General features: G+C 69.6%; 26 protein-coding genes and 1 pseudogene. 20 read left to right on the plus strand and 7 right to left on the minus strand.

Annotation, left to right across the window (positions count from 1 at the left end):
* Window positions 1–16: 16 nt before the first annotated feature.
* From BTZ20_RS12995 to prcA, 3 genes are read left to right on the plus strand one after another with little or no spacing between them, the layout of a single operon-like run.
* Window positions 17–211: a ubiquitin-like protein Pup gene (locus tag BTZ20_RS12995; RefSeq protein WP_077041654.1), complete on the plus strand. Its 195-nt coding sequence runs from the start codon at window positions 17–19 to the stop codon at window positions 209–211.
* Entirely contained in the window at window positions 208–1,086 is an 879-nt protein-coding gene (gene prcB / locus BTZ20_RS13000) for a proteasome subunit beta (protein WP_077041655.1), read from the plus strand. The genes BTZ20_RS12995 and prcB overlap by 4 nt, the downstream gene beginning before the upstream one ends.
* Window positions 1,083–1,895: a proteasome subunit alpha gene (gene prcA / locus BTZ20_RS13005; RefSeq protein WP_077041656.1), complete on the plus strand. Its 813-nt coding sequence runs from the start codon at window positions 1,083–1,085 to the stop codon at window positions 1,893–1,895. Before prcB ends, prcA begins: the two co-directional genes overlap by 4 nt.
* Before the next feature lie 16 nt (window positions 1,896–1,911).
* Here prcA and BTZ20_RS13010 read toward each other — a convergent pair whose 3' ends face one another.
* Window positions 1,912–3,330: a bifunctional phosphatase PAP2/diacylglycerol kinase family protein gene (locus tag BTZ20_RS13010; RefSeq protein ID WP_077041657.1), complete on the minus strand. Its 1,419-nt coding sequence runs from the start codon at window positions 3,328–3,330 to the stop codon at window positions 1,912–1,914.
* An 87-nt stretch (window positions 3,331–3,417) separates the two neighbouring features.
* Here BTZ20_RS13010 and pafA point away from each other — a divergent pair, with 87 nt between their 5' ends.
* The 6 genes from pafA (at window position 3,418) to BTZ20_RS13040 (ending at window position 10,956) form a co-directional block, all read left to right on the plus strand.
* Window positions 3,418–4,776 carry a Pup--protein ligase gene (pafA, locus tag BTZ20_RS13015; protein ID WP_189636649.1) on the plus strand — a complete coding sequence of 453 codons (1,359 nt, stop codon included), beginning with the start codon at window positions 3,418–3,420 and terminating at the stop codon, window positions 4,774–4,776.
* 40 nt (window positions 4,777–4,816) lie between these two features.
* Window positions 4,817–5,824, plus strand: a complete 1,008-nt coding sequence (locus tag BTZ20_RS13020) for a helix-turn-helix transcriptional regulator (protein ID WP_189636650.1) — start codon at window positions 4,817–4,819, stop codon at window positions 5,822–5,824.
* A complete protein-coding gene (locus tag BTZ20_RS13025; protein ID WP_077041659.1) occupies window positions 5,821–6,795 on the plus strand; it encodes a helix-turn-helix transcriptional regulator in 975 nt (324 codons plus the stop codon). Before BTZ20_RS13020 ends, BTZ20_RS13025 begins: the two co-directional genes overlap by 4 nt.
* Before the next feature lie 71 nt (window positions 6,796–6,866).
* Window positions 6,867–7,130 carry a Sec-independent protein translocase subunit TatA gene (gene tatA, locus BTZ20_RS13030; protein WP_077041660.1) on the plus strand — a complete coding sequence of 88 codons (264 nt, stop codon included), beginning with the start codon at window positions 6,867–6,869 and terminating at the stop codon, window positions 7,128–7,130.
* Window positions 7,131–7,201: 71 nt separating this feature from the next.
* A complete protein-coding gene (gene tatC / locus BTZ20_RS13035; protein WP_077041661.1) occupies window positions 7,202–8,143 on the plus strand; it encodes a twin-arginine translocase subunit TatC in 942 nt (313 codons plus the stop codon).
* A gap of 113 nt (window positions 8,144–8,256) precedes the next feature.
* Window positions 8,257–10,956, plus strand: a complete 2,700-nt coding sequence (locus tag BTZ20_RS13040; RefSeq protein WP_077041662.1) for a DEAD/DEAH box helicase — start codon at window positions 8,257–8,259, stop codon at window positions 10,954–10,956.
* Window positions 10,957–11,516: 560 nt separating this feature from the next.
* On the opposite strand, the gene BTZ20_RS28085 is transcribed toward BTZ20_RS13040, so the two are convergent.
* Window positions 11,517–11,675, minus strand: a complete 159-nt coding sequence (locus BTZ20_RS28085) for a hypothetical protein (protein WP_223263746.1) — start codon at window positions 11,673–11,675, stop codon at window positions 11,517–11,519.
* 177 nt (window positions 11,676–11,852) lie between these two features.
* Here BTZ20_RS28085 and BTZ20_RS28090 point away from each other — a divergent pair, with 177 nt between their 5' ends.
* The 4 genes and pseudogenes from BTZ20_RS28090 (at window position 11,853) to BTZ20_RS13060 (ending at window position 15,417) form a co-directional block, all read left to right on the plus strand.
* Window positions 11,853–12,140, plus strand: a complete 288-nt coding sequence (locus tag BTZ20_RS28090; RefSeq protein WP_223263747.1) for a DUF4333 domain-containing protein — start codon at window positions 11,853–11,855, stop codon at window positions 12,138–12,140.
* Window positions 12,141–12,364: 224 nt separating this feature from the next.
* Window positions 12,365–13,515 (plus strand): annotated as a pseudogene (locus BTZ20_RS13050) (phosphotransferase family protein).
* Entirely contained in the window at window positions 13,512–14,597 is a 1,086-nt protein-coding gene (locus BTZ20_RS13055; RefSeq protein WP_077041663.1) for a TIGR03857 family LLM class F420-dependent oxidoreductase, read from the plus strand. The pseudogene BTZ20_RS13050 and the gene BTZ20_RS13055 overlap by 4 nt, the downstream one beginning before the upstream one ends.
* Window positions 14,598–14,733: 136 nt before the next feature.
* Entirely contained in the window at window positions 14,734–15,417 is a 684-nt protein-coding gene (locus BTZ20_RS13060; protein WP_083742659.1) for a TetR/AcrR family transcriptional regulator, read from the plus strand.
* 12 nt (window positions 15,418–15,429) lie between these two features.
* Here the strand turns inward: BTZ20_RS13060 and BTZ20_RS13065 are convergent, their stop codons facing one another.
* Complete coding sequence (locus BTZ20_RS13065; protein ID WP_077041664.1) at window positions 15,430–16,392, minus strand: 5'-3' exonuclease; 963 nt, start codon at window positions 16,390–16,392, stop codon at window positions 15,430–15,432.
* 37 nt (window positions 16,393–16,429) lie between these two features.
* Between BTZ20_RS13065 and BTZ20_RS13070 the strand changes: the two genes are divergently transcribed.
* Complete coding sequence (locus tag BTZ20_RS13070; RefSeq protein WP_077041665.1) at window positions 16,430–17,605, plus strand: M24 family metallopeptidase; 1,176 nt, start codon at window positions 16,430–16,432, stop codon at window positions 17,603–17,605.
* 10 nt (window positions 17,606–17,615) lie between these two features.
* Here the strand turns inward: BTZ20_RS13070 and BTZ20_RS13075 are convergent, their stop codons facing one another.
* On the minus strand, window positions 17,616–18,761 hold the full coding sequence (locus BTZ20_RS13075) for a tyrosine-type recombinase/integrase (RefSeq protein ID WP_223263327.1): 1,146 nt from the start codon (window positions 18,759–18,761) through the stop codon (window positions 17,616–17,618).
* A gap of 398 nt (window positions 18,762–19,159) precedes the next feature.
* Between BTZ20_RS13075 and BTZ20_RS13080 the strand changes: the two genes are divergently transcribed.
* Both BTZ20_RS13080 and BTZ20_RS13085 read left to right on the plus strand, forming a co-directional pair.
* Window positions 19,160–20,215: a hypothetical protein gene (locus tag BTZ20_RS13080; RefSeq protein ID WP_077041666.1), complete on the plus strand. Its 1,056-nt coding sequence runs from the start codon at window positions 19,160–19,162 to the stop codon at window positions 20,213–20,215.
* Window positions 20,216–20,325: 110 nt separating this feature from the next.
* Complete coding sequence (locus tag BTZ20_RS13085) at window positions 20,326–21,282, plus strand: R2-like ligand-binding oxidase (RefSeq protein WP_077043679.1); 957 nt, start codon at window positions 20,326–20,328, stop codon at window positions 21,280–21,282.
* 6 nt (window positions 21,283–21,288) lie between these two features.
* Here BTZ20_RS13085 and BTZ20_RS13090 read toward each other — a convergent pair whose 3' ends face one another.
* Both BTZ20_RS13090 and BTZ20_RS13095 read right to left on the minus strand, forming a co-directional pair.
* Complete coding sequence (locus BTZ20_RS13090; protein ID WP_077041667.1) at window positions 21,289–21,741, minus strand: hypothetical protein; 453 nt, start codon at window positions 21,739–21,741, stop codon at window positions 21,289–21,291.
* A gap of 123 nt (window positions 21,742–21,864) precedes the next feature.
* Window positions 21,865–22,278 (minus strand): PPOX class F420-dependent oxidoreductase, encoded by a 414-nt coding sequence (locus BTZ20_RS13095; protein WP_077043680.1) that lies wholly within the window; start codon window positions 22,276–22,278, stop codon window positions 21,865–21,867.
* A gap of 31 nt (window positions 22,279–22,309) precedes the next feature.
* Here BTZ20_RS13095 and BTZ20_RS13100 point away from each other — a divergent pair, with 31 nt between their 5' ends.
* From BTZ20_RS13100 to BTZ20_RS13115, 4 genes are read left to right on the plus strand one after another with little or no spacing between them, the layout of a single operon-like run.
* Entirely contained in the window at window positions 22,310–23,047 is a 738-nt protein-coding gene (locus tag BTZ20_RS13100; protein ID WP_077041668.1) for an SDR family NAD(P)-dependent oxidoreductase, read from the plus strand.
* On the plus strand, window positions 23,044–24,273 hold the full coding sequence (cbiE, locus tag BTZ20_RS13105) for a precorrin-6y C5,15-methyltransferase (decarboxylating) subunit CbiE (protein WP_077041669.1): 1,230 nt from the start codon (window positions 23,044–23,046) through the stop codon (window positions 24,271–24,273). The genes BTZ20_RS13100 and cbiE overlap by 4 nt, the downstream gene beginning before the upstream one ends.
* A complete protein-coding gene (gene cobM, locus BTZ20_RS13110; protein WP_077041670.1) occupies window positions 24,270–25,019 on the plus strand; it encodes a precorrin-4 C(11)-methyltransferase in 750 nt (249 codons plus the stop codon). Before cbiE ends, cobM begins: the two co-directional genes overlap by 4 nt.
* The gene (locus BTZ20_RS13115) at window positions 25,019–25,768 is read left to right on the plus strand and encodes a cobalt-precorrin-6A reductase (protein ID WP_083742660.1); all 750 of its coding nucleotides are present in this window, start codon (window positions 25,019–25,021) and stop codon (window positions 25,766–25,768) included. Before cobM ends, BTZ20_RS13115 begins: the two co-directional genes overlap by 1 nt.
* Here BTZ20_RS13115 and BTZ20_RS13120 read toward each other — a convergent pair.
* Complete coding sequence (locus BTZ20_RS13120; protein WP_077041671.1) at window positions 25,748–26,419, minus strand: TetR/AcrR family transcriptional regulator; 672 nt, start codon at window positions 26,417–26,419, stop codon at window positions 25,748–25,750. The two genes, BTZ20_RS13115 and BTZ20_RS13120, sit on opposite strands and share 21 nt — an antisense overlap.
* Window positions 26,420–26,487: the final 68 nt, after the last annotated feature.

The following is a 26,487-nucleotide window of genomic DNA, read 5'->3' on the forward strand; positions in this document are numbered from 1 at the left end:
GAGGAGGTCGGCGGCTATGGCGCAGGAGCAGACCAAGCGCAGTGGCGGTGGCGACGACGACGATGCCCCTATCGGCGACGGTGCCGCGGGACAGGAACGTCGGGAGAAGCTCGCCGAGGACACCGACGACCTCCTCGACGAGATCGACGACGTTCTCGAGGAGAACGCCGAGGACTTCGTGCGCGCGTACGTGCAAAAGGGCGGCCAGTGACGGCGGATCACCAGCGGTCCGTGGCGGGGGGCGAGCGGCTGCACTTCGGTTCGCAGCTGTCGTCGTTCTCCGATCACCTCCGCAAGCATGCGCCGGAACTGTTGCCGGAGAACCGGATCGACCTCGGTCGTCAGCGCGCCGGAAGGGGTGACTCGATGGACGCGGCGGACTTCGCTCCGCACGGCACCACGATCGTCGCGTTGACCTTTGCTGGTGGCGTGCTGATCGCCGGTGATCGAAGGGCGACCATGGGGAACCTGATCGCCAGCCGGGACGTGGAGAAGGTGTACGTCACCGACGATTACTCGGCGGCCGGGATCGCGGGCACCGCGGGCGTGGCGATCGAGTTGGTGCGGCTCTTCGCCGTCGAACTCGAGCACTACGAGAAGATCGAGGGCGTTCCGCTCACGTTCGACGGTAAGGCCAACCGGCTCTCGTCGATGGTGCGCGGCAACCTCCCCGCGGCGATGCAGGGACTCGCCGTGGTGCCGCTGCTCATCGGCTTCGACCTGGACTCGGCCACGCCCGAGAAGGCCGGCCGGATCGTGTCCTACGACGTGGTGGGCGGACGCTACGAGGAGCGGGCCGGGTACCACGCGGTCGGTTCCGGATCTCTGTTCGCGAAGTCCGCCCTCAAGAAGTTGTTCGATCCGAAGGCGGACGAGGAGCACGCCCTGCGGGCCGCCATCGAATCCCTCTACGACGCCGCGGACGACGACTCGGCCACCGGCGGGCCCGACGTCAGCCGGGGCATCTATCCGACCGCCGTCGTGATCACCTCGGCGGGCGCCGTCACCGTTCCCCAGGAACGGACGTCCGCACTCGCAAAGGCGGTCATCGCCGAGCGCACCGAGGAAGCGGGGGAGAACGCATGACGTTGCCGTATTACGCGTCCGCCGAGCAGATCATGCGGGATCGCTCGGAGCTGGCTCGCAAGGGAATCGCCAGGGGCCGCAGCGTCATCGTGCTGACCTACGCACAGGGCGTGCTGTTCGTCGCGGAGAACCCGTCGACCGCGCTGCACAAGGTGAGCGAGCTGTACGACCGGCTCGGGTTCGCCGCCGTCGGCAAGTACAACGAGTTCGAGAACCTGCGACGGGCAGGCATCGTGCACGCCGACATGCGCGGCTACTCGTACGATCGCCGCGACGTCACCGGCCGCTCGCTGGCCAACGCCTATGCGCAGACGCTCGGCACCATCTTCACCGAGCAGCCCAAGCCGTACGAGGTGGAGATCTGCGTCGCCGAAGTGGGCCGCGTCGAGCAGGCGAAGCACGCGCAGCTCTACCGGATCACCTATGACGGATCGATCGTCGACGAGCAGCATTTCGTGGTGATGGGTGGCGCGACCGAACCGATCACCACCGCCCTCAAGGCGTCCTATGAGCCGGACCTCGAGCTCGGTCCCGCGGTCGAGGTCGCGGTGAACGCGCTGCGGGTCGGTACGGCGTTACCGGGGAACGGCGAGGTCGAACCCCGCGCCATCGGCGTCGAGGCGCTCGAGGTCGCGGTCCTCGACCAGACCCGCCCGCGCCGGGCGTTCAAGCGCATCACCGGAGCGGCGCTGGCCGGGTTCCTGCCCGCCAACATGGTCGGTGGGCAGGATGCGGCGAAGGAATCCGAGGCCACTCCCGAGAGCGGCGAGGACACCGGTTCCGCCGAGAACGGGCCCGACAAGGCCTGACCCGGTTACAGGTAGATCACCGGTAGAGCCGCAACGCCAGCGGCCTACTGGTGAACCGGAATCGGTTGCCCCTCCCGACCACCTCGCCGTCGGTGGCGAGCGAAACGGCCTCACCGTGCACCTGCACCTCCAGGTCGGCGACCATGGTGCGCTCGTACCCGGCCGAGCCACCGAGGGTGCCGGTCGCGGCGGCCCACAGCAGCCGAGTCCGTGACCAGCGCCGGTCGGCCCGGAGGCAACGGACGTCGAGGAGACCGTTGTGCAGCTCCGGCCGCGACATCGGGACCTGATCGGCAGGCGAGTAGCGGCCGTTGCCGACGAAGAGCATCCACACCGCGATCCGGCGGCCGTCCACGGACACCTCGAGGGGCTGAGCCTGCGCGAGGACCCGGACCATCGCCGCGGCGGCCGCAGGCCACTTGCCCACCCGGTGCTCCCAGCGTTCACGCAACCGGACCGCATCCGGGTAGCCACCGAGGCTCGCGGTGTTGACGAAGATCATCGGGTCCTGCCCGTCCGCACTGACCTCCGCGACGTCCAGCCGTGTCGCCCGGCCTTCTGCAACGGCCTCCCTGGTGGCCTCGATGTCCTCGACCCCGGTGTCCCTGGCGAAGTGGTTGAGGGTGCCTCCTGGGAACACCGCAAACGCGAGATCGTTGCGTATCGCGGCCGCCGCCGCTGCTACCACGGTGCCGTCGCCGCCGCACACGCCGAGCGCCCGCGGCCGCACCCGCGCGATCGCGTCGTCGAGCTGGGCTTCGAGATCGGTGTCCGGATCCGACTCGATGAGCGTCGCCTCCGGCAGTAGCTCGGACAGCGCTGCGGCCGGATCATCGTCGGCCGTCCCCGATCCGGGGTTGACGAGGACGAGCAAGCCGGCGCCGTTCGGTGCCTCGGGCGCATCCGACGTCGGCCCAAGGGTGGCCGGTTCCTCGGTCCGCACGGCCCACCAGCGACGGGTCGCGAGGGCGATGCCCCCGCCGACGGCGGCACCCACGACCACATCGGACGGCCAGTGCACGCCGATGTGGACCCGTGAGTAGGCAACCGCGGCGGCCACCGGTGCGAGCAGCGCGGCGGTGGCCGGCGATTCGAGTGCAACGCCGGTCACGTAGGCGGCGGCGGACGCCGAATGGCCGGACGGGAAAGACGATGAGGTCGGGACCCGCCGCGCCTGACGGTGCGCCGCCACCCACCCCACGGGCGGGCGCCTGCGGGGGAGTACCGGTTTGAGCACGGCGTTCGTGAGCGCGCTCGCGCCGCCGAGCGAGAGGAGACCGCGCACCGCCGCACGCCTTGGCCTGCCGCCGATCGCGAACAATCCGGCGCTGATCCCGAACCACAGCACGCCGTGATCGGCCGCTCGACTGAGCGCCCTGAGGCCGCGGTCAGACGCGAGCGGCGCCGTTGGCAGGACCCGCTCCGACGTGGTCATCCGTTCAGAGTAGACGCCGCGAAACGCCGCGGAGGTATGTATGCGGTGAGCCGGTCCAGGGGGCTCCCGGCGCTGTACTGTCAAAGTGTGGAGCGACGAATCATGGGCATTGAGACCGAGTTCGGTGTTACGTGCACCTTTCACGGCCACAGGAGGCTGAGCCCCGACGAGGTGGCCCGCTACCTGTTCCGTCGCGTGGTGTCCTGGGGCCGCAGCTCCAACGTCTTCCTCCGCAACGGCGCGCGCCTCTATCTCGACGTGGGATCGCACCCCGAGTACGCCACCGCCGAGTGCGACAGCCTGGCCCAGCTGGTCACCCACGACCGGGCGGGCGAGCGGGTGCTCGAGGATCTGCTGATCGACGCGGAGGAGCGGCTCGCCGAGGAGGGCATCGGCGGGGACATCTACCTGTTCAAGAACAACACCGACTCGGCGGGCAACTCGTACGGCTGCCACGAGAACTTCCTCGTGGTGCGGGCAGGCGAGTTCTCGCGGATCTCCGACGTGCTGCTGCCGTTCCTGGTCACCCGTCAGCTGATCTGCGGCGCGGGCAAGGTTCTGCAGACGCCCAAGGCGGCGACGTTCTGCCTCTCGCAGCGGGCGGAACACATCTGGGAGGGCGTCTCGTCGGCCACCACCCGCTCCCGGCCGATCATCAACACCCGCGACGAGCCGCACGCTGACGCGGAGAAGTACCGGCGCCTGCACGTGATCGTCGGCGACTCGAACATGTCGGAGACCACCACCATGCTCAAGGTGGGCACGGCGGCGCTGGTGCTGGAGATGATCGAGGCGGGGGTCTCGTTCCGCGACTTCGCGCTCGACAATCCGATCCGGGCGATCCGCGAGGTCAGCCACGACATGACCGGCAAGCGCCCCGTCCGGCTGGCCGGGGGCCGTCAGGCAAGCGCGCTCGACATCCAGCGGGAGTACTACGCCCGCGCGGTCGAGCATCTCAAGACCAGGGCGCACGACCCGCAGGTCGACCAGGTGGTCGAGCTGTGGGGCCGCACCCTCGATGCCGTCGAGTCCCAGGACTTCGCGAAGGTGGACACCGAGATCGACTGGGTGATCAAGCGCAAGCTGTTCCAGCGCTACCAGGACAAGCACAACCTCGAACTGTCCGACCCGAAGATCGCCCAGCTCGACCTGGCGTACCACGACATCAAGCGCGGACGCGGCGTCTTCGACCTGCTGCAGCGCAAGGGGCTGGCCAAGCGTGTCACCGAGGACGAGCAGATCGACGAGGCGGTCAACACGCCGCCGCAGACGACAAGGGCCAAGCTGCGCGGTGAGTTCATCTCGGCCGCCCAGGATGCCGGCCGGGACTTCACCGTGGACTGGGTGCACCTCAAGCTCAACGACCAGGCGCAGCGGACGGTGCTGTGCAAGGACCCGTTCCGGTCGGTCGATGAGCGCGTCGAACGCCTCATCGCATCGATGTGAGTGCCGGGCGGTCACCGTTCTGGCACTAGGCTGCTGAGCCGTGGCGATCACCAAAGTCGAGCGGTTGATGAACCTGGTCATCTGTCTGCTCTCAACCCGGCAGTTCCTGACCGCCGAGAAGATCCGGCACAGCGTGGCGGGCTACGACGAATCGGCCAGCTACGAGGCCTTCAGCCGGATGTTCGAGCGGGACAAGAACGAACTGCGCGATCTCGGCGTTCCGCTCGAGACCGGCCAGGCCTCCCGCTTCGGCACGGTTGAGGGATACCGGATCAACCGGGACGCCTACGAGCTGCCGGACATCGATCTGAGCAGCGAGGAGGCCGCGGCCGTCGCGATCGCCGTGCAGCTGTGGGAGTCGCCGGAACTGAGCTCCGCCGCCCAGGGCGCGCTGCTGAAGCTGCGCGCGGCCGGTGTGGTGGTCGACCAGGATTCCGCGTCGGCGATCATCACCGCCCTGCCCGCCCGGTCGAGGGGTTCCGAGCCCGCGCTCGAGAAGCTGCTGGCCGCGGTCGACGCCGGACAGAGCGTCCGCTTCGAGCACAGATCGGCCCGCAACGAGCCGCTGCGCACCCGGACCGTGCAGCCGTGGGGCGTGGTGACCCACGCCGGCCGCTGGTACCTCGTCGGGCACGACACCGACCGGGACGCCACCCGCACGTTCCGGCTGTCCCGGATCGGCGACGACGTCACCGCGTTCGGGCCGGTGAACTCGGTGCACAAACCGGATGGCGTCGACCTGCGCCAGATCGTGGACCGGATCGTCGGATCGGGCGGGGTCACCGGCATCGCCACCGTGTGGGTCGCCGACGGTCGCGCTCAGGAACTGCGGCGGCTCGGACGCGCGGCCTCGGACCGGACCGTCCGGGGACGACAGGGCACGATGCTCGAGGTCCCGGTGCGGTCCTGGGACTGGGTGGCCAGGCTGATCGCAGGCTATGGGGAGGACGCGCTGGTGTTCGAGCCCGCGGAACTGAAGGAGGACGTCCTGGACAAGCTCCGATCGGCGCTGTCGACATCCGGTAGCGAGGGGCGGGCAGGCCGATGAGCCAGAAGCTCTCCTCCCGGCTCGCCCGGCTGCTCAACATGGTCCCGTATTTCATCGCCAACCCCGGGATGAGCGCCGCGGAGGCGGCCACCGAACTGGGAGTCAGCACCGCCCAGCTGATGGACGACCTGAACCAGCTGTGGATGTGCGGGCTGCCCGGGTACGGACCCGGCGACCTCATCGACCTCTCGTTCTCCGAAGAGAGCATCGAGGTGACCTTCTCAGCAGGCATCGACCGGCCGCTGCGGCTGACCTCGACGGAGGCGACCGCACTCCTGGTGGCCCTCCGCTCGCTGGTGGAGATGCCAGGCACCGCTGACCCCTCGGCCGTGCAGGGTGCGATCGCCAAGATCGAATCGGCGGCGGGTGTCGCCGCGGGCGGGTCTGTCACCGGCGTGGCGGATCAGCGCGAACAGGCGGAGGACCCGGTCGCCGCGACCGTGCGCTCCGCCGTGCGCAGGGGCATGGCACTGGAGCTGACCTACTTCTCCGCGTCGCGGGACGCGGTGTCGCAACGGGTCGTGGACCCGGTGCGCATCGTCCTCGTCGACAACCAGAGCTACCTGCAGGCCTGGTGCAGGCAGGCCGGGGGAGTCCGGCTGTTCCGGTTCGACCGGATCGACGCGGCAACCGAGCTCGACGAGCCCGCCGCCGCGCCCGAGGCGGCACTCGAGGACGGCCATTCGATGGACCTGTTCCACGACGACCCGACGTTGCCGCAGGCCCGGCTGCTGATCGCGCCGGAGCACGCTTGGGTCATGGACTACTACCCGATGACAGACGTCATCGTGGCGCCGGACGGCTCGATCGAGGCGTCGATGCGATACGGCTCGCAGGACTGGATGACCCGGCTGATGGTGGGGTTCGGTCCTGGGGTGCGCGTGCTCGGCCCCGACGATCTGGCGGCGTCCGTGCGAAACCGTGCAGAGGCAGCCCTTGCCGCCTATGGTGAGGCCTCGACCGCTGACTGACCCGCACTCTCCGCGGGGGCCTGGCCGTTCTGGTCCGGTAGCATCGAATCATCTGATACCTGGAGGTAAAAATGGGAGCCATGAGCCCCTGGCACTGGGCCATTGTGGCGCTTGTCGTCGTCATCCTGTTCGGTTCGAAGAAGCTTCCCGACGCCGCGCGCGGCCTGGGTCGCTCGCTGCGGATCTTCAAGAGCGAGGTCAAGGAGATGCAGAACGACGGTGCCACCACCGCCGCGCCGGCACCCGCCGCCCCGCCCGCCGAGCTGCCCTCCGTGGCACCGGTCGCCGATCCGACGCAGTCCGCGGTCACTCACACCGAGCCCCGGACTTCCTAGTCCCGATTCCGACGGTCCCGGGGCTGCGTCTCGCGCCCCGGGCCGACTGCTGACCAGAACCAGGGCCCACTGTGCGCATCCCATTCGACCCGCGGCGGAGCAAACGCAGGGTCAATCCAGACGGCAGCATGTCGCTGACCGATCACCTGTACGAGCTGCGGACCAGGTTGCTCCTGTCGATTCTCGCCGTGCTGATCACCACCGCGTTCGGCTTCTACTGGTACTCGCACGAGATCTTCGGCATCCAGAGCCTCGGCGACCTGATGCTGGGGCCGTACTGTTCGTTGCCCCAGGCGAACCGCGCCGAGCTCACCAGCGACGGCGCCTGCCGACTGCTGGCCACCGGCCCGTTCGAACAGTTCATGCTCCGGTTCAAGGTGGCGTTCACAGCGGGCATCGTGCTCGCCTGCCCGGTCTGGCTGTACCAGCTCTGGGCGTTCATCACGCCCGGGCTCTACTCCAAGGAACGCCGCTACGCGATCGGTTTCGTCGCGGGTGGCGCCGCGCTGTTCGTCTCGGGCGCGGTCCTCGCCTACGTGGTGGTCTCGAAGGCGTTGCACTTCCTGCTCACCATCGGCGGCGACGTCCAGGTGACCGCGCTCAGCGGGTCCGAGTACTTCGGCTTCGTGATCAATCTGATCATCATCTTCGGTGTCAGCTTCGAGATCCCGCTGCTGATCGTGGCGCTCAACGCCGTCGGCGTGCTCACCTACGACAAGCTCAAGGCCTGGCGGCGCGGCATCATCATGGGACTGTTCGTGTTCGCCGCGATCGCGACGCCCGGTCAGGACCCGTTCTCGATGCTCGCGCTGGCGGCCGCGCTGACCGTGCTCGTCGAGTTCTCCATCCAGATCGCGCGACTGAACGACAAGCGCAAGGCCCGCAAGCAGGAGGAGGGCTGGGGCGCTCTCGACGACGACGAGGCCTCGTCCATCTCCGGTGCGACGCCGCTCGACGACGCGTCGACGATCTCCGGTGCGACACCGCTCAAGGACCTGTCCGACACGCTCTGACACGACCAGACCCGACGAACGGGCTGCCCTCGAACCGATCGCCGAACGGCGGTCGCGAGGGCAGCCCGTTCGTCGTTGGCCGGGCCGGCCGTGTCGTTGGCTAACCTGGCTGTGTGGAACTCGAGACCTTCGCGGCGCAGCTGAGCTTTCCGCTCGATCCCTTCCAGAAAGAGGCGTGCCGGGCGCTGGAAGCGGGGCACGGAGTGCTGGTGTGCGCGCCGACCGGCGCCGGCAAGACGGTGATCGGCGAGTTCGCGGTGCACCTCGCCCTCACCTCGGGCCGAAAGTGCTTCTACACCACCCCCATCAAGGCCCTGAGCAACCAGAAGTACGCCGACCTTGTCGACCGGTACGGCAAGTCCTCCGTCGGCCTGCTCACCGGTGACCTGAGCATCAACCCGGAGGCGCCGGTGGTCGTGATGACCACCGAGGTGCTGCGCAACATGCTGTACGCGGACTCGCCGGTGCTGCGCGGGCTCTCGCACGTGGTGATGGACGAGGTGCACTACCTGGCGGACCGGTTCCGCGGCGCCGTGTGGGAGGAGGTCATCCTGCACCTGCCCGAGGAGGTCCGTCTCGTGAGCCTCTCCGCGACCGTCAGCAACGCGGAGGAGTTCGGCGCCTGGATGGAGACCGTGCGCGGGGACACCGAGATCATCGTCGACGAGGTCCGGCCGGTGCCGCTGTGGCAGCACATCATGGTGGGACGGCGGCTCTTCGACCTGTTCGACAACGCTGCGCAGAAGGCGGACAGCGGCGCCCAGCTGATCGTCGACCGCGAGCTGGTGCGGCACCTCAAGCAACGCCAGGCGCTGGACCGGGCCGACTCGTGGCAGCCGCGCGGGCGCGGACGCGGGGACAGGGGCGGCTCGAACGGCAACTTCCGGCCGCTGGCCCGTCCCGAGGTGATCGCGCGTCTCGACGAGGAGGGCCTGCTGCCCGCGATCACCTTCATCTTCAGCCGGGCGGGCTGCGACGCGGCGGTCGCCCAGTGCCTGCGGTCGCGGCTGCGGCTGACCACCGAGGAGCAGGTCGAGGCGATCACCGCGATCATCGACAAGCACACAGGGGAGTTGCCGCGCGCCGACCTCGAGGTGCTGGGCTACTGGGAATGGCGGGAGGCCCTCGAACGGGGCATCGCGGCACACCATGCCGGGATGCTGCCCGCGTTCCGCCACACCGTCGAGGAACTGTTCGTCAACGGGTTGGTCCGGGCCGTGTTCGCGACGGAGACGCTGGCGCTCGGCATCAACATGCCGGCCAGGACGGTCGTGCTCGAGCGTCTGGTCAAGTACAACGGCGAGACCCATGCCGAGCTCACCCCCGGCGAGTACACCCAACTCACCGGCCGGGCGGGCAGGCGCGGAATCGACATCGAGGGCCATGCCGTCGTGCTCTGGCAGCCCGGGATCGAGACAACCGAGGTGGCAGGCCTGGCCTCCACCCGCACCTTCCCGCTGCGGAGTTCGTTCCGGCCTGCGTACAACATGTCGATCAACCTCATCGACCGGATGGGGGCGGCCGAGTCACGCTCGCTGTTGGAGCGGTCCTTCGCACAGTTCCAGGCGGATCGGTCGGTGGTCGGGATCGTCCGCACGATCGAACGCAACAGGGTCGTCCTGGCGGAGCTCAGTGATCAGCTCGGCGGCGCCGACGGCGAGTTCTTCGAGTACGCCCAGCTGCGGGAGCGAGTGCGCGCACGCGAACGGCAGCTGGAGAAGCAGGGCCGCACGGATCGCAGGCAGGACGCGGTGAGCTCCCTGACGGCACTCCGGCGGGGCGACGTCATCGCCATCCCGGTGGGACGGCGATCCGGCCTTGCGGTTGTGCTCGAGACCGATTCCGACCCGAACGACCCGCGTCCGCTGGTGCTCACCGAGGACAAGTGGGCGGGGCGGATCTCCGCGGCCGACTTCCCGGCACCCGCCAAGTCGCTGGGCAGCATGCGGTTGCCCCGGCACGTCGACCACCGAACCGCGCGCAGCCGACGGGATCTCGCCTCGGCGTTGCGGAGTACCGGGATCGTGCCGCCGGGCCGGTACAGCAAGCGGAAGTCACCCGCGGCAAGTGACCGCGAGCTGGCGACGCTCCGGCGAGCGCTGCGTTCGCACCCGTGCCACACCGCGCCGGATCGAGAGCAGCTCAGCCGGATCGGGGAGCGGTACAACTCGCTGGCCCGCGAGACGGAGACGCTGCGGCAGAAGGTCGCGGCGACGACGAACTCGTTGGCCAGGACCTTCGACCGCATCGTCGCGCTGCTCGCCGAACGCGAGTACATCGAGCAGGAGGGACACGGGATCACCGAGAACGGGCAGCGGCTGAGCCGGATCTACTCCGAGAGCGACCTGCTCGTCGCGGAATGCTTGCGGGGCGGCCTGTGGAAGGGACTCGGACCGGCCGAGCTGGCGGGGGTGGTGTCGACGATGGTCTACGAGTCGCGGATGGACGGCGACACCGGTGACCGCGGACCGACCGGACCGTCACGGCACGCGCTCACCCGGACGTTGCAGGTGTGGAGCGAGATTCGCGCGGACGAGGTTCGGCACAAGCTGCCGCTCACCAGGGAACCGGACTTCGGCTTCGTCTCGGCGATCTACAAGTGGGCACGAGGGGAGCCGTTGGTGGACGCGCTCCTCGCCGCGGGCGATCGCGGACAGGCCCTGTCGGCAGGCGATTTCGTCCGGTGGTGCAGGCAGGTGATCGATCTCCTCGACCAAGTGCAGTCGACCGCGCCGGACCGGGAGGTGCGCGCCGCCGCGACCAAGGCGGTGCACGCCATCCGGCGGGGCGTGGTGGCCATCGACGCGGCCTGAGCGCGTCGACGGTGATCGCGTTCGACGGCTTCGCGGACCGCCACGCCGTTTGACCTCGGGGTGATGAGCCGCGGGGGACTACGGTGTACCTCAACACAACCTTCAGGGGAGGCAACGATGAGTGGCCCGGTCGGACCCAGCCAGCCAGACGAGCGCGGGGCATCAAGCGAGGACCAGCCCGGTGTCGGTGAGCAGTCGCCCGCCGAAACCGAGGCGCCCGGAGCCAACCCGCAGGAGGCAGGCGGCGAACCGTCACAGCCGGGGGCGAGCACACGCCACAGCACGGCGGCGACCAGACACAGCAGTTCCAGTGGCCGCAACAGGCCGGTGCGGAACCGACCCAGGCGTATCCGTCTGGGCAGCAGCCGTATCCGGGCGTCGAGCACCCGCAGGCGCCGCAGCAATACCCGGGACAGCAGTACCAGCCGCAGCAGTACCCGGGCCAGCAGCAGTACCCAGCGCAGCCCGCGACCGACCAGCAGCAGTGGAGCCAGCAGGCATGGGGCGCACAGCAGCCCGGACAATCGCAGACCGGCGCACAACCGCAATACCCCGCGTACTCAGCACCACAGCAGCCGTATCCCGGTCAGCCGCAATACCAGCCGCAGCAGTACCCGGGCCAGCAGCAGTACCCGGCGCAGCCCGCGACCGACCAGCAGCAGTGGAGCCAGCAGGCATGGGGCGCACAGCAGCCCGGACAGCCGCAGACCGGCGCACAACCGCAGTTCCAGGCGTACAACGCGCAGCAGCAGCAACAGCAGTACCCGGGCCAGCCCGGTCAGTATCCGCAGGGTGGATACCAGCCCGGACAGCCGCAGTGGGGCGCACCGGTCGCAGGGCAGCCGGGAGCCGGTTCCTCGAAGGCCCCGCTGTGGATCGCCCTCGGCGTCGTCGCCGTGGTGGTGCTCGGCGCCATCGCCGTGATCGCCGTGATCGCCGGGATGGCGTTCGTCGGCGGTGACACGCTGGACCGGGCGGCGGCGGAGCGGGGCGTCGAGCAGGTGCTCACGGGCTCCTACGGCATCAAGGACGTCGACAACGTGACCTGCCCCGCCGACCAGAAGGTAGAGAAGGATGAGAGTTTCACCTGCGAGCTGACCGTCGACGGCGAGCCCCAGCAGGTGACCGTGACCTTCACCGACGACTCCGGCACCTACGAGGTCAGCCGGCCGACCAGCAAGTAGACCTCCCCAGACGACCGTCCACCGACCGTCCACCCGTCCGCCCGACCAGGGCATCGGGTGGACGGTCGGTTTCGTTTTCCGCCAGGGTGTCTCGCTTCTGCCGCCCGAGTCGACGCCGATCAGCGGCGTGTTGACGGATTCGGGTGCGGCGCAGTCAATTCTTTGAGAAGGTTCATTGAGAATTACTTTCCAGTGGCCGACGGTTGGCGCCGTCGTGGTCGCGCATGACATCTGGAGGAAAAGTGACGAACGCTCAGCCACCTGACATGAAGTTGCAGCGCACGAGCCGCGACATGGCCGTCGTGCCTGCCGCCCTGGCCAGGTGGCTCGCCACCAAGCTCCCCGAGGGCGCGGAGCCCACCGTCACCCTTCATTCCGGGATCGACGCCAACGGGATGTCCTCCGAGACCCTTGTTTTCGACGCGTCGTGGCGGGAGGACGGCGAGGAGCGCACCGCAGAATATGTGGCCCGCGTTGTGCCGTCGGCCGAGGACTTCCCGGTCCTCGAGACCTACGCATTGCAGCACCAGTTCGACACGATGCGGATCATCGGCGAGCTCAGCGACGTCCCGGTACCCCGCGTGGGTTTCATGGAGCCGTCGGGTGAGGTGCTGGGGATGCCGTTCTTCCTCATGGACCGTCTCGCCGGAGTCGTCCCACCCGACGTGATGCCGTACAACTTCGGCGGCAACTGGCTTTTCGACGCGTCGCCTGCGGACCGGCGGCGCCTGCAGGACAGCACCGTCAAGGCGCTCGCGGGATTGCACGCGATCCCGGCGGCGGACGAGGCCTTTGCCTTCCTCGACCCGAAGCAGGCAGGCGCAACCGCGTTGCAGCGCAACCTCGCCCGCACACGCGCCTGGTACGAGTTCGCGGTCCGCGACCTCGAGCGCTCCCCGCTGATCGAGCGCGCCCTGGCATGGCTCGAGTCCACCCTGCCGGACACCACCGAGTCCGTACTGGTCTGGGGCGACGCCCGCCTCGGCAACGTGATGTACGCCGACTTCGAGCCGGTAGGAGTCCTCGACTGGGAGATGGCGAGCATCGGCCCCGCGAGCTGGACCTGTCCTGGCTGATCTTCGCGCACCGGGTCTTCGAGTCGATGACGACCACCTTCGGCCTCCCGGGCATGCCGGACTTCATGCGCGAGGAGGACGTCGTGGCCGAGTACGCCGAACTGGCCGGCGTGGAGATCGGCGACCTGCTCTGGTACCACGTCCACAGCGCGGTCAACTGGGGCATCCTGTTCATGCGTACCGGGGCGCGGTCCATCCACTTCGGGGAGATCGAGCGCCCCGAGGACATCGAGTCGCTGATGCATCACCGATCTCTGTTCGAGAGTCTCCTCGACAGTCTGGACGAGGTGGCCCCGTGAGCGAGCAACTGAACGAACTCGGCTACTACGCGGTGACCCGGCACCCGGCAGACGCACGGGTGATCTTCTCGGAGGCCCGCGCGGCGGAGGAACTGGGTCTGGGCTCCTGCCATGTCGGCGAGCGCTTCACTGTGAAGGACGCCGGAGTCCTCTCCGGCGCGCTGGCGGGTTGTACGACGACCCTGGGTATCGGCCCGTCGACCAACCCTCACACCCGACACCCCACCGTCACCGCAACCATGGGATCGACGATGCACGCGCTGACCGAGGGGCGCTTCTCCATGGCTTTCGGTCGAGGCATGGCCGCCTACTGGCAGGCCGTCGGGCTTCCCGTGGTCACCGAGGCCCGGCTGCGCGACTACTTCGGCATCCTGCGTCGACTGTGGGACGGCGAGACAATCCTGGACCACGACGGGCCTGCAGGGAAATGGCCGATGCTGCGGCACGCGAACGGGCTGGCGGACGCGCCGCCCCTCGGCCTGGTGGCGGTGGGTCCGAAGACGATGGAGCTCGCGGGTGAGATCGGCGACTTCGTCGTGCTCCACACGTTCTTCTCCGACGAGGCGACGGTGACGTCCGTCGAAGCCGTGCGTCGCGGCGCCGAGCGCGCGGGCAAGGACCCCGACAGCGTCCGTATCTGGGCCTGTCTGGCGACGGTGGGCGACAACCTGCCGGAGGAGGACCGCCTGCGCCGCAGGGCCGGGCGGCTGGTGACCTACCTGCAGGCCTACGCGGACGTGCTGATCCGCGCAAACGGCTGGGACCCCGCCGTGTGGGAGCGGATCCGCCAGACCGAGCTCTATACCAACGCTGCCGCAGCGGGACCCATCGACGCCAGCGCATCGGTCGAGACGCTGGAGCAGCTCGCCGCGATGATGCCCGACGAATGGCTGGACTCGGCCGCCTCGGGTTCGCCCGAGGCCTGCGCGAAGACCATCGCCCGGCAGTACGACCTGGGCGTGCACTCGGTCATCATGCACGGGGCGACCCCGCAGGAGCTCGCGCCGGTCGTGGCGGCCTACCGCGCCGATCGACCGACGCTGCGCCGTGCCGTCGCGGCGAATCCGGGAAGGTTCTCCTGATGCGCCGCCGGTAAACTGTGCGCGAGACCGAGGGCGTCGTCCCCGGTCTCGCGCACACCCCACACGTAGGACGGACGGAGATGTCAACAAGGTCGACTCCTGTTGGCGCGGCGCAGGTGCCCCGGACCTGCCGGTCATGACGAGCGAGTCCCCGCAGGCAGCCAGGGCGCTGGAACAGTGGCTGGTGGCCGTCCCGACACCGGTCACGACATCGGCCGCCGGAACGCGACTGAACAAGCGCGGCCTCGAGACCAGGGCACGGCTGCTCGAGGTGGCCATCGGCTGCCTGGCCGAGGGTGGCAGCGAACCGGTCTCGGCGAACCGCGTCGCCAAGGAGGCGGGCGTGACCTGGGGCACGGTGCAGCACCAATTCGGCGACCTCGACGGTCTGTGGGTCGCGGTGATCACCGAGATCCACGCCCGCAGTTGGGGCGAGATCCCGGGTCCGTGGCCCGCCATGAGCGGTTCGCTGCGCGAGCGGGTCGAGGGCGCCATCGACTCCGTGTGGATCTACCTCGACACGCCTGAGGGACGGGCGCTCACCGCGCTGCGGACATGGCTGCCGCCGCGACGCTCGGACATCGTCGCCGAATACCCGAGAACGGCAGCGGCATTCGCCGCCCGCGAGCACGACTGGATCCAGGGCTTCGACTACCTGATGGACGGCCTCGACCTCGACCCGGTCAAGCTGGACCAGGTGCGGTGCCTGCTGCCCGCGGCGGTGCGGGGCCTCAGCAACGAACGCCAACTCGGCTTCACCTCAGACCTCGATGTCGCCCGTCGGACGCTCGCCGAAGCCCTCGTGGCCTTCCTGACCTGAGCCACAACCGACCTAGCCGCCGTACCCGTTCCGCGGCGCAGCCATCGCCTTGGTCAGCCGGCCGACCGACGCACCGATCGACAGTTCGTCCGCGAGCGCCGCGAGCCGCTCCTGGTCCACAGGGGCGACGGGCAACGGGTCCGGCCGCGACATCTCGACCGCCGCGTCGGTGGCCACCCGCACCACCGGCAGCGCGGCGTCGAGATAGTCGGAGGCCGCCGTGAGCTTGGCCCGGATCCCCTTGGCCAGACCGGACTTCGGATCGTCGACCGCCGCGCGAAGCGCCTCGACCGACCCGTACTCGAGCAGCAGCGACGAGGCGGTCTTCTCACCGACTCCCTTGACACCCGGCAACCCGTCGGAGGGGTCGCCGCGCAGCAGGGCCAACTCCGCGTAGCCGATGCCCGGTCGATCCGCGGGCACACCGTACTTCTCGGCCACCTCGACGGGACCGAAGAGTTCGGCCTTCGACAGTCCGCGCCCGACGTACAGCACCCGCACCGGCACCGGCTCGTCGGCGACGACCTGCAGCAGATCCCGATCGCCGCTCACCACGACGACCGTGTCGGCGCGTTCGCGGGCGGCAAGGGTGCCAAGCACGTCGTCAGCCTCGAACCCCTCGGCACCGGCGGTGGCGATACCGGCCGCGGCCAGCACGTCGAGGATCATGTCGACCTGCGGTGTCAGCGTGTCCGGCACCTCCTCGACGTCGGGGCCCACCTCGGTCAGGGCCGCGACGCGATGGGTCTTGTACGAGGGCACGGCGTCGACTCGGAACTGCGGGCGCCAGTCCAGATCCAGGCACACCGCCAGCCGCTCGGGCTGATGCCTGGTGATGAGCGAGGCGACCATGTCGGTGAACCCGCGGACCGCGTTGACCGGTCGCCCGTCGCGGGAGGTGAACGATTCGGGCAGCGCGTAGTACGCGCGAAACCACAGGCTCGCGCCATCGAGCAGGAGCAGGGGGCCAGTCATGGCCCTCATCCTGCCAAACCGAACTAACCTGAGTGGCATGAGTTCCCACGGCGGTTCCGCGAGCACCTCATCCGACAGCCCAGAAACGCAGGCGCCCGCGCGCTTCCCGACCGCGATCTATGCGGAACGCCTACGCCGGGCCGCCGAACTCACCGCGGCGGCGGGGCTCGACGCCCTGCTCATCACCCCTGGCCCGGATCTTCGGTACCTGCTCGGTTCGCGGGCGGATTCGTTCGAGCGGCTCACCTGCCTCGTCATCCCCGCGGACGGATCCACTGCCTCCGTGGTGGTTCCGCGGCTGGAGTTGGCGGCGCTCGGCGATTCCGCGACCGAGGAGCTGGGTCTGACGGTGCGGGACTGGGTGGACGGTGTCGACCCGTACGCCTTGGTCGCGTCTGGGTTGCCCTCGCCGGCACGGACGGCGGTCGCCGACGCGATGCCCGCGCTGCACGTCATCCCGCTGACCTCGGCGTTCGGCGCACCGCCGGTCCTGGCCACGGACGTGCTCCGCGAACTCCGGATGATCAAGGACCCGGCCGAGATCGACGCGCTGCGGCGCGCGGGTGCGGCAATCGACCGTGTGCATGCCCGGATGGCGGAGTGGCTGCGTCCCGGTCGCACCGAGGCGGAGGTGGCTGCGGACATCGACGCCGCGATCATCGAGGAGGGTCACACCGCGGCGGAGTTCATCATCGTCGGGTCCGGTCCGCACGGGGCGGACCCGCACCACGAGGTCTCGGATCGGACGATCCAGGCGGGGGACGTGGTCGTCGTCGACATCGGCGGTCCCGTCGAGCCCGGCTACAACTCCGATTCGACCCGCACCTACTGCCTCGGTGAGCCCAGTGCTGAGGTGGCCGCCCAGTTCGCGGTGCTCGAGCGGGCGCAGCGGGCCGCCGTCGACGCCGTTCGACCCGGCGTCACGGCCGAGTCCGTGGATGCCGCCGCCCGCGACGTGCTGGCCGCGGAGGGCCTCGCGGACGTGTTCGTGCACCGCACCGGCCATGGCATCGGCCTGTCGGTGCACGAGGAGCCGTACATCGTGGCCGGCAACCGCATCGTGCTCGCCGAGGGCATGGCCTTCAGCATCGAACCGGGCATCTACTTCCGCGGAGCATGGGGCGCCCGGATCGAGGACATCGTGGTCGTCACGGCGGACGGCTGCGAGCCGATGAACTCCCGTCCGCACGGACTGACGGTGCTCGAGGGCTGACGCCGCAGGGTCAGAGGCCGAGCGCGGTGACGGCGTTGCCGTGCAGGCCCGCGTGCTGGCGGGAGTAGATCGCGATCATCCGCTGGTCGGTGTGTCCGCTCTGGGTCATGATCTGTTCGGCGCTCGCGTCGTTGCGGACTGCCTGGGTCACGAATCCGGCCCGGAGGCTGTGCCCGCCGAGCAGGGCAACGAACTCCTCGGCGTACCCGGCGCCGACGGCGCGGCGCTTGATCATCGACGCGATCGCCTGTCCGGACAGGGATTTGGCACCAACGCCACCGGTACGGTGCACGGGCCGGAACAACGGCCGGACCTCGGACTCACGGCGCCCGAGTGCGCCACGGCAACGATGCGCGAGGGGTTCGGTGTCGGCCTCTGCGAGCAACGCGCTGACCGCGGGTTTGCCGTCCCGGTCCCACGCGTCCAGCACCTCTCGCCACCGCCAGTATGCGCACACCGGGCAGGTGATCTCGGCGGAGCCGTAGGGCAGTGTGACCGTGCGTCCAGCCGCCGCTTGGTCGGTCTTCGACCGGCGGATCGTCACGTACAGTCCGTCCGCCCTGTGCGGGATGACGTCGCCGACCGCCAGCCCCGACAGTTCCGATCGCCGCATCGCGCCGGTCATTCCGAGTAGCAGCAGCGCGGTGTCCCGCCGCTCGGCCGCTCGGTCGGCCCACGAGCCATCCGCCGACAGGGCACGCATGGACTCGACGATGCTGCGGATGTCGGCGGTGAGCAGCGGCTCGCGCCGAACCGGCGGCGTGGCCCTTGTCCGAGCGATACCTCGCAGGATCTCGCGCACGGCGGAGGACTGCCCCGGCTTGGGATGGCCGGCGAGCGAATGGATCTTGTTGATCGAGGCGACCCAGCGCGTCATCGTCGACGACGCGTAGGCGGGTCGGCCGTCCGGCCGCACCTCCGAGGACTTCTCGGTCAGGAACCAGCCGACGAGGTCGGGAGAGGCGGGCAGCGGATCCCGGCCGACGCGGTTGCACCAGCGGATGAAGCTGTTCCAGTCACTCAGTTGCGCGGCGCGCGTGTTGGGGGAGACGGACTCCACGCGCAGGCGATGCATGGCCGCGGCGGCATCGACCGGGACCGCGAGTGCTCCGGCCGACGCGTCGCCAGCGGTGAGGGATTCGAGTTCGGCCGCCACGACACAGGACGATACGTGGCCGAACCGACAGCTCCCGGCCGCCGGGACCATTCAGGCGGCGAACCTGTCACGTGACGGAAGGGGACCGGCGTTGTCGGACGCCCGGACCGGGCTCCGGACGCCGACACTCGCGGGCCGTTCTCGTCATCACTGCGGCGGCGCGGCACTCCGCCGGTGAGTCCTCACTCGTCCCGTCACATCGTCGGCAACCCACTTTCTCTGAGTCCGTTTCACGGACGGTTCGGCGCGCAATTCCTACCCGATACCCCTAAGGCAGTAACTCACGATAAGTGGGGATTATGACGATCAAGAATCATTATTTCATTACATACCCTGTTACGTAACATGCTACGTTACGTAACTATAAGGGCGGACCGGCAACGAGCAGGGGAGCAGACGTGAATACCGAGGACGCAAAAGGCGCGGATACCGCCGAGGAGCCGAAGGTGCGCCCAGGCCGGCCCCGGCAGTACGCCAGCGACGCAGACCGTGTCCGGGCCTTCCGCTCGCGCAGGAAGGCCCGCGAGCAGCAGGGCGAACTCGACGCGCTCGCGACCGCGACGCCGAGCGAGGTGGTCGGGGTCCTCGAACGAACACTCGAGGACCTCCGAACCGTCACCGCCAATTCGATCGAGCAGTTCAACGTGTTCGCCCGGCAGATCACCGCCGCCGTGGACAAGCTCAGCGACCCGGGCGAGCTCGACGTTGCACTGCACCGCGCCACCGTCGAGCTCGCCCAGACGAAGGCGAAGTACGAGACGGACCTGGCCGAGCTGCGGACACGGCACGAGGCAGCGGTGGAGGATCGGGCGAACGCGGAGGCCACCGTCGACGCGGTCGACGCCGAGCTCTCCGCCGCGGTCTCAGATCACCGGCTCGAACTCGAACGACTGTCCGCCGACCACCAGGCCGAGCTCCGGAATCTGGAGCAGACGCATGCGGGGGCACTGCAAGCCTCGACCGAGCGGGTGGCGGCCGTTGAGGCGGATCGCGACACGCGCCTGGCTGCCGCCGTGTCCGACCTCGACGATCTGCGCGGCAGGTTCCGCGAGGCGCAGTCCCTTGCGGAGGCGGCCGAACGAAGGGCCGCGGCCGCCGAACTGAGCGCGGCCGCATCCGAGCAGCGCGCCGAGCAGGCGAGCGTGGCGGCCGAACAACGCCTCGCACAGGTCGTCGCCTCGGCCGAGCAACGCATCGCCGACATGCGCGCCGCGGCCGAACTCGCTGCGAACACTGCGGCGGCGACCATCGCACGGCTCGAGAAGTCCGTCGACCACGAGCGGGCGGCGGCCTCCGCCGCCCGTGAACGGGCCGACACCCTCAGGGACGACCTCGAGCGGGCCCGCCTCGACACCGGCGAGGCGCGCACCGCCGAGGCCGTACTGCGCGAGAAGTTGGACGAGCTACGCCCCCGCACCGGCGAAGGCGAGCTGACGGAGACCGCGACCACGTGACGTTGGTCGAGGAACTGCCCGACCCTGGCGATTCCTTGACAGGTCCTCGCCGCGTGGAACCATGGTGAATGGGTATTCGCGACACGCACCGCGACCACAGGAGCGCCGTCATGACTGTTTCCTCACCGACCAGGCAGGGATTCGGATCGATCCGCGCGGGCGGATTGAACTGGGATTCCTTCCCGCTGCGGCTTTTCGCCAAGGGCAACTCACTGTTCTGGGATCCGGCGAACATCGACTTCCGGCGCGACGCCCAGGACTGGCGCGAGCTCAACAGTGAACAGCAGCGCAGCGCGACCTACCTGTGCACCCAGTTCATCGCGGGTGAGGAAGCCGTCACCGAGGACATCCAGCCGTTCATGAAGGCGATGTCCGCGGAGGGGCGGCTCGGCGACGAGATGTACCTGACACAGTTCTGCTTCGAGGAGGCCAAGCACACCGCCGTCTTTCGGCTGTGGATGGACGCGGTGGGACTGACCGGCGATCTCCATCCCTTTGTCGCGGAGAACCCGTACTACCGGACCCTCTTCTACGAGGAACTCCCCAGTGCTCTGGGTGTCCTCGAGACCGACCCGAGTCCGGCCAACCAGGTGCGCGCCAGCGTCACCTACAACCACGTGATCGAGGGCAGCCTCGCTTTGACGGGCTATTTCGCCTGGCAGAAGGTGTGCACCAAGGAGGGGATCCTGCCGGGGATGCAGGAGCTGATCCGCCGGATCGGTGTCGACGAGCGCAGGCACATGGCGTGGGGCACCTTCACCTGCCGCCGTCACGTCGCGGCAGACGACTCGAACTGGGGCGTGGTTCAGCAGCGGATGACTGAGCTGATGCCTCTCGCGCTCGGCATGATCGACTGGGTCAACAAGCAGTTCGAGGTCCAGCCGTTCGGGCTCGACGAGCAGGAGTTCATCGACTATGCGGCCGACCGGGCGCAGCGCAGGCTCGTCGCCATCGAGTCGGCCCGCGGCCGCCCGATCGAGGAGATCGATGTCGACTACTCGCCCGAGGCTCTCGAGGACCAGTTCGGCAGGGAGGACGCGGCCGTCTTCGTCGAGGCCAGCGAATGACCTCGGCTACACGATGAAAGTCCCGACCGTCGGATTGTTCTGACAGATCACCGCGGGGCCAAGGGAGATCGAGGCGAACGCGGTGGCGATCACCTCGCCATGCCCGGTGAACACGGTCTTGGACTGGTACGGGTACGCGCCCTCGAGGTTCACGACGCCGTTCCGGCCGGTGGTGGTGTTCAGCCACGCGACGGTCACCTGTCCCGCCGCGGGAATCGGCGGCGCCGCGGGGAAGGACTGGAACCTGATCTCCCCTGGCGCGATCCCCGGTTCGGGCCCCGACTGGCCGGTCGCGGCCGTCAGCGACATCGGGCTGGCCTGGTTGGGACACCCGATGGTCAGCGCGGGCAGACCGAACGGGTGGGGCGGCAGGGCGGTGGCAGGCCCGGCCACCAGGACCGCGGCGGCCGCGGGGGCGGCCAGGGTGAGGATCATCCGAGTGGTGCGTAGAGCGCTCATTGCTGCTCCCTGGATCCGAGTGTCATTGCCGGACCGGTCGCGGCGGGGCACACGGCCGAGTCCCCCGACGAGCAATGTATGACCTAGATCACACTAGTCGTCGGCGATGCGATGCGTCGATCCTCAGCGGCCCAGCAGGGTGGCAAGGCCCATGACCCGCTGCACCGCGATCTCGACGACGACCCGGGTCGGGTTCTCCCGCGGCTGGCGGTACCGGGCGGCGTAGCGGGCGACGGCGTCCGCTACCGCGTCGGGGTCCGAGCGCACCGTCGCCGGCCCCTCGAGGGTCAGCCACCGGGGGCCCTCGATCTGGGTGACGGCTGCGTACCCGCGGCGCTCGGCGTTGATCGCCTTCTGCGATCCGCCGTTCGTGATCACCCGGGCGAGGCACTTCTCCGGATCCCAGGTGAACCCGACCGCCACCACGTGCGGGGTGCCGTCCAGGCGCAGTGTCGAGAGGGTGGCCAGGTGCCGATCGGTGAGGAACGCGAGCGCCTCCGCGGTTAGATCTGCTGGGTTGAAGGGGGTGCGAGCCATGCGCCGACCGTAGTCCAGCACACTTGACGGCATGAGTGTTGGATCAGTCGTCATCCTCGGCGGCCGCAGCGAGATCGGCCTCGAAGTGGCCACCCGACTCGCCCCCGGCCGGACCGTCGTCCTGGCCGCGCGGCGCAGCGGGGACCTCGACGACGAGCGGAAGAGGCTACTTGCCGCCGGAGCCACCTCGGTCGAGGCCGTCGAGTTCGACGCCGACCACCTCGCCGACCACGGACGGGTGCTGTCGGAGATCGTCGAACTCGGCCCGATCGACGTGGTGGTCCTCGCCTTCGGCGTCCTCGGCGACCAGGCCCGCGCCGAGACGGATGCCCAGCACGCGATCAACGTCATCCACACCGACTACGTCGCGCAGGTCGGCGTGCTCACGCACCTCGCGCAGCTGCTGCGCGCCCAGGGAGCGGGGCGGATCGTGGTGTTCTCCTCGATCGCGGGCGCCCGGGTTCGGCGCGCGAACTACGTGTACGGCTCCGCCAAAGCCGGGCTCGACGGCTTCGCAAGCGGCCTCGGTGACGCCCTCGCCGGCAGTGGCGTGAGTCTGCTGCTGGTCCGCCCCGGCTTCGTCATCGGACAGATGACCGAGGGGATGACCCCGGCGCCGATGTCGAGCACCCCGGGGCAGGTCGCGGATGCGGTGGTCAAGGCGCTGCGCCGGGGCCGCGAGCGCGTGTGGGTCCCCGGCATGCTGCGCCCGGCCATCTTCGTGATGCGGCTGCTGCCACAACGCATCTGGCGGCGGATGCCGCGATGACCGAGCTGCTGACCGTTGTCGGCATCGGTGCGGACGGATGGTCCGGGCTGTCCTCGAACGCGCAGCGCGCGATCACCGACGCCGAGGTGCTGATGGGTTCGACCCGTCAGTTGGACATGGTCCCGGACGGCGACGACGGATCGGACGCCGTGCGGGTGCCCTGGCCGTCGCCCCTCGTGCCCGCGCTGCCCGGACTGCTCGCCGAGCACGAGGGCAGGCGGGTGTGCGTGCTCGCCAGCGGAGACCCGATGTTCCACGGCATCGGGGTCACCCTGACGAACCTCGTCGGTCCCGAACGGGTCCGGGTGATCGCCCATCCCTCCTCGGCGTCGCTGGCCTGCGCCCGGCTCGGCTGGGCGCTGCACGAGACCCCTGTCGTGAGCGTGGTGAACCGGCCCGTCGAGGTCATCACCCCTGAGCTGGCCGACCATCGGCGGTTCCTGGTGCTCAGCCGCGACGCGGGCACTCCGGCTGCGTTGGCCGTGCTGCTCCAGGAGAACGGCTACGGCGCCAGTGAACTCGCCGTGCTCGAGCAGCTCGGCGGCGATCGTGAGCGGATCGTGCGGGGCAGGGCGGATGGCTGGGATCATCCGACCGGCGACCCCCTCAACGTCGTCGCGGTCCGCTGCGCGCGGGGCGTCGCGACACTACGACTGACCCGCATGCCCGGCCTCCCCGACGAGGCCTACGAGTCGGACGGCCAGCTCACCAAGCAGGAGATCCGGGCCCTGACCCTGTCCGCCCTCGCCCCGGCCCCCGGCGAGCTGTTGTGGGACGTCGGCGGGGGAGCGGGCAGCATCGGAATCGAGTGGATGCGTGCCGCCGCCGACTGCCGTGCCATCGGTTTCGAGCGCGATCCCGATCGCGCGGCCCGGATCGAGACCAACGCGCGACGGCTCGGCGTGCCCGGGCTCGAGATCCGCGGCTCCGCACCGGACGCCCTCGCGGGTGCGCCGAGGCCTGACGCGATCTTCCTCGGCGGCGGCGTCACCGCGCCCGGGGTGTTCGAGACCTGTTGGGACCGACTGCGGCCCGGCGGCCGGATGGTGGTGAACGCGGTGACCGCGGAATCCGAGACCCTCGTACTGCGGTGGCACGGGCTGCACGGCGGCACGCTGCGAAAGTTCCAGGTCTATCGAGGCGGTCCGCTCGGTGGGTTCACCGCGTGGCGGCCGCAGCTGCCCGTTGCCCAGTGGATCGCGACAAAGAAGGAATCAACCCTGTGACCGTCCATTTCATCGGAGCGGGCCCCGGCGCCGCCGACCTCATCACGGTGCGCGGCCAGCGGATCATCGGCCGGAGCCCCGTGTGCCTGTACGCGGGCAGCCTGGTCCCCGCCGAGCTCCTCGCGATGTGCCCCGAGGGCGCGGAGATCGTCGACACCGCCCGCCTGAGCCTCGACGAGATCACCGACCGCCTCATCGCCGCCGACCGGGCCGGGCTGGACGTGGCGCGGTTGCACTCGGGCGACCCGTCCATCTACAGCGCGGTCGCCGAACAGGCGCGCCGCCTCGACGCGGCGGGCGTCGGCTACGAGATCGTCCCCGGCGTGCCGGCATTCACCGCGGCCGCGGCGGCGCTGGGACGCGAACTGACCGTCCCCGGGGTGTCCCAGTCGATCGTCCTCACCCGGGTCTCGACGCTGTCCACCGCCATGCCACCGGGCGAGGACCTGGCGACCCTCGGGGCGAGCGGGGCCACGCTGGTCATCCACCTGGCCGCGCACCGCATCGATCAGGTCGCCGAGGAGTTGCGCGCCCCCTATGGCGGCGACTGCCCGGTCGCGGTGGTCGCATTCGCCAGCCGACCGGACGAGATCATCCTGCGGGGCACCGTCGACTCGATCGCCGCCCAGGTACACGCGGCCGGGGTGACCAAGACCGCCGTGATCATCGTCGGCCGGGTGCTGAGCGCCGAGGGATTCCCGGACAGCTACCTGTACTCGGCCTCGCGGCGTCGAACCGACCACTGATGGCGCCGACGGTGCGCGTGCTGATCCTCGGCGGTACCTCCGAGGCCCGATCCCTGGCGGCCCGGCTGTCGGAGGCGCCCGACGTCGAGGTCGTCTCGTCGCTCGCCGGGCGGGTCCGCGATCCGAGGCTCCCCGAGGGCGAGGTGCGGATCGGCGGTTTCGGGGGAGTGACGGGCCTGCGGGACTGGCTTCGCGACAACGCCATCCGTGCCGTGCTCGACGCCACCCACCCGTTTGCGGCCCGCATCTCGAGCAACGCCGCCGCGGCCACGACCGAGGCCGGACTCCCGTTCGCCGTGGTGCAACGGCCGCCGTGGTCGCCGCGCCAGGGGGACAGCTGGCTGGAAGTCGACTCGCTCGAGGCTGCCGCGGCAGCGCTTCCGGAGCTCGGCTACCGGGTCTTCCTCACCATCGGCAGGCAGGGCGTGGACCGATTCGCCGCGGTGGACGCGGACTTCCTGGTCCGAGCGATCGATCCGCCCGACGGCCCGACCCCGGCCCGGATGACGCTCCTGCTCGACCGCGGTCCTTTCGACGTCGGCAGTGAGTCTGCGCTGATGCGAGAGCACCGCATCGACGTGCTGGTCTCCAAGAACAGCGGGGGTGAGCTCACGATCGCGAAACTCACGGCGGCACGCGAGCTCGGCATACCGGTTCTGATGGTGCGTCGGCCGCCGAATCCGCTCGGCGTCACGGTGTTCGACGGCGTCGACGAGGCGGAGCGCTGGCTACTCGCCGTCGCCGGCTGACTCGTCATCGGCGGGAACCTCGACCGCCTTGTCCGCCACCGCCCGCGCCAACGCGTCCAGGTGCCGTTTGGTCCCCTCGGTGTCGCGATCGACCAGCCACCGCAGCACCAATCCGTCCAGGGTCGCGAGCCCGAAACGAGCGATCGCGGAAACGGGCTCCGACCACGCGGTTCCGGTTGCCCGCGCACATTCGTCCATGAAGGCCGCGACCTCTGCCGTCATGTGTTCCCGTTGGGCAACGGCGATCGCGCCCGCCCGGGGGAAACCGGCCTCGCGGTGGCGGAGCGATTGGGTCATGATCTCGTACGTCAGCAGTCGCCGCTCCGGGTTGGCCTCGATCACCGGCCAGCCCCACTCGAGCCCGGTTCGGATCAGCGCGTACAGGCCTTCTCGGCCACGTAGCTCCCAGTCGGCGAGGGTGTCGAACGTGATGCGGGCCGAGCCACTGAGTTCCAGGACGAGTTGTTCGGCCATCGCGACCACGAGCTCTTCCTTGTTCTCGAAGCAGTACTGGACCATGCCGATCGACACGCCCGTGTGCGCGGCGACCGCCCTGATGGTGACGGCGTCCATCCCGCCACGTTTGGCCAGTTCCAGCGCGCTCATCACCAAGGTGGCGCGCCGCTCATCCCCAGTGAGCCTACTTCCCATTCAGCGATCCTAGCGCTTGACGGGCGCTCTGTTGGACAATCGTCCAACAGAGCCGCGCGTGTCGTCCG

Source organism: Rhodococcus sp. MTM3W5.2, from assembly GCF_001984015.1.
Taxonomy (GTDB): Bacteria; Actinomycetota; Actinomycetes; order Mycobacteriales; family Mycobacteriaceae; genus Rhodococcus_G; species Rhodococcus_G oryzae.